Genomic DNA, 2,883 nt, shown 5'->3' with positions numbered 1-2,883 from the left:
GGTGGGGCGCCTGTCGTGGATGTGGCTGGGGGCCAGCCCCCAGACCCCCGGGATATTTATGCTCAAAAGAAGCAGGGACGGTCGGCTGTTGTTTTGTGTGGACCGGGGAATAATGGCGGCGACGGGTTTGTGATTGCCCGCCTTCTAAGAGAGAGGGGCTGGGCGGTAGAGGTCTGGTTTTATGGTGATCTTGCCAATCAGCCACCAGATGCGGCGGTGAGCGCAGCCCGATGGGCGGAAATCGGTGCGATCACATCTCTGAGCGATGATGCGCGGCCTGATTTGGCGGGGCACCATGTGGTTGTTGATGCGCTGTTTGGCACCGGGCTGACCCGTCCTTTGACCGACCTCGGGCGTGTGCTGCGTGATATTTGTGATTGTGTTGATGCTGGTGGTGGATTGCCGTTGTTCGATCGATTGCGCCATTGGCCGCCGGTGGTGGCGGTGGATGTGCCTTCCGGGCTTTGTGCCGATAGTGGCAAGGTGCTGGTTGATGCCGGGTTTTCGACGCGGGGCGGCAGCCGGGCCGCCTGTGCAGTCGCTGATTTGACGGTCAGTTTTCATGCGCCCAAGCGGGGGCATCTGCTGGCGGATGGGCCGCGATGGTGTGGCACGCTGGTTTGTGCTGATATCGGTTTGGATCATCGTCCAGCGGCGCAATTGTCGGAACGCGTTTACGAGGCATCCGCGAAAGGGGTTCAGCTTCGTCCGCAGGGCCATAAATATAGTCACGGGCACGCGCTGGTTATCGCCGGCGGTGCAGGACAGGGGGGTGCCGCGCGGCTTGCCGCACGCGCTGCTTTGCGCATTGGCGCAGGCGCCGTGACCGTGGGGTGTCCACAGGCGGCCTTGACCGAGAACGCCGCACAATTGAATGCCGTCATGCTGCGCGAGATCGACACTGGTGATGCTCTGGCAGAGGCTCTGTCGGATCAGCGGATCAACGCAGTTTGCATCGGCCCGGGCTTGGGCTCGAGCGATGATCGCCGTGATCTGATCCGTGTGGGATTGCAACGCGGCCGGTCGTTGGTTCTTGATGCAGATGCATTGACGTTGATCGCACGCGATCCCGCGCTTTTTGCAATGTTGCATGACAAATGCGTGCTGACGCCCCATGCGGGCGAATTCGCGCGGTTGTTTCCCGATCTTATCGAACAGATGGACGCGCCTGCCAAAAACGGCCCTGCATTCTCAAAGGTTGATGCGACGCTTGCAGCCGCGAGGCGGGCAGGGTGTGTTGTTCTGTTTAAGGGGCCTGACACTGTTATTGCCGATCAATCCGGGCGTTGCAGCATCAATGCCTCGGCCTATGAACGCGCCGCCCCTTGGTTGGCAACTGCGGGATCTGGAGATGTCTTGGCAGGGTTCATTGCAGGGCTTTTGGCGCGGGGGTACAACACCATGCGTGCCGCCGAAACGGGTGCGTGGTTGCATACCCAGTGCGCGCTCTCATTCGGTCCGGGGTTGATTGCCGAGGACCTGCCAGAGGAGCTGCCCAAAGTCTTTCGCAGCTTGGGGCATTAGGGCCATTTTTCCTCTCGCATCCCATGCAGACCTTTGCTAGACAGCGCCCAACTTCGGGGCAGGCCCAAAAACCTGCCCCGTTTGACAATGCGGGTGTGGCGGAATTGGTAGACGCACCAGATTTAGGTTCTGGCGCCGCAAGGCGTGGGGGTTCAAGTCCCTTCACCCGCACCAGAGTTTGAAAAAGAAGGACAGCACATGCAGGTCAACGAGACCCTGAACGAAGGCCTCAAGCGCGGTTACACCATCACCGTGACTGCCGCCGAACTGGACGCCAAGGTTGAAGAGAAGCTCAAAGAGGCGCAGCCAAGCGTTGAAATGAAGGGCTTTCGCAAGGGCAAAGTGCCGATGGCACTGTTGCGCAAGCAGTACGGTCAGCGTCTGATGGGCGAGAGTATGCAGGAAGCCATTGATGGCGCGCTGTCTTCGCATCTGGAAGAAAAGGGTGATCGTCCGGCAGCCCAGCCGGAGATGAAAATGACCAATGAAGATTGGAAAGAGGGCGATGATGTCGTTGTCGACGTCGCATACGAGAAGCTGCCAGAAATTGAAGACGATGATTTCTCCAAGATCAAACTTGAGCGCATGGTTGTGAAAGCTGACGACGATTCTTTGAAAGAAGCGCTGGATAACCTTGCGGAGAGCCCGCAGGCTGTTGAATACCAGCCCAAGAAGACCCAAGCCAAGAAAGACGATCAAGTTGTGTTTGACTTCGTGGGCAAAGTCGATGGTGAGCCCTTTGAAGGTGGGTCCGCTGAGGATTACCCGCTTGTTCTCGGTTCCAACTCTTTCATTCCCGGTTTTGAAGATGGCTTGCTGAAGGTTAAGGCCGGCGACGAAAAAGACGTCGAAGTCACCTTCCCCGATGATTACCAGGCGGAGCATCTTGCCGGCAAACTGGCGGTATTTTCTTGTGTTATCAAGGAAGTCAAAGGCCCCAAGAAGCCGAAGATGGATGACGAGCTGGCCAAGAAGTTTGGTGCTGAGGATCTTGACGGACTGAAGGTCCAGATATCCGAGCGGTTGGAAGCTGAGTATTCCGGCGCATCGCGTGCTGTTGCCAAGCGCAACCTGCTGGATGCCCTCGACAAGAAGGTCAAGTTTGATCTGCCTGCGTCATTGGTTGAAGCGGAAGCCGGTCAGATTGCCCATCAGTTGTGGCATGAAGAAAATCCCGACGTTGAAGGCCACGATCACCCAGAGATCACGCCCACCAAGGAGCATCAGTCCCTTGCGGAGCGTCGCGTGAAGCTGGGCCTGTTGCTGGCCGATATTGGCCAGAAGGCGGAAGTGACCGTCTCCGATCAGGAAATGACCCAAGCGATCATGAACCAAGCGCGTCAGTACCCCGGACAAGAG

2 protein-coding genes and 1 tRNA gene are annotated in these 2,883 nt (G+C 58.0%); all 3 read left to right on the top strand.

Annotation, left to right across the window (positions count from 1 at the left end; all coding sequences use genetic code 11):
* The coding region (locus ACFDSS_RS13640; RefSeq protein WP_375256273.1) for an NAD(P)H-hydrate dehydratase at positions 1 to 1,524 on the top strand (1,524 nt) is incomplete at its 5' end.
* Between the two features lie 89 nt (positions 1,525 to 1,613).
* A tRNA-Leu gene (locus ACFDSS_RS13635) sits at positions 1,614 to 1,698 on the top strand.
* Between the two features lie 24 nt (positions 1,699 to 1,722).
* Positions 1,723 to 2,883 (top strand): trigger factor (gene tig / locus ACFDSS_RS13630; RefSeq protein WP_375256272.1); only part of this gene is annotated, 1,161 nt, incomplete at its 3' end.

The organism is Yoonia sp. (genome assembly GCF_042093035.1).
GTDB lineage: Bacteria > Pseudomonadota > Alphaproteobacteria > Rhodobacterales > Rhodobacteraceae > Yoonia.
This window is presented reverse-complemented; position numbering and strand designations above follow the sequence as displayed.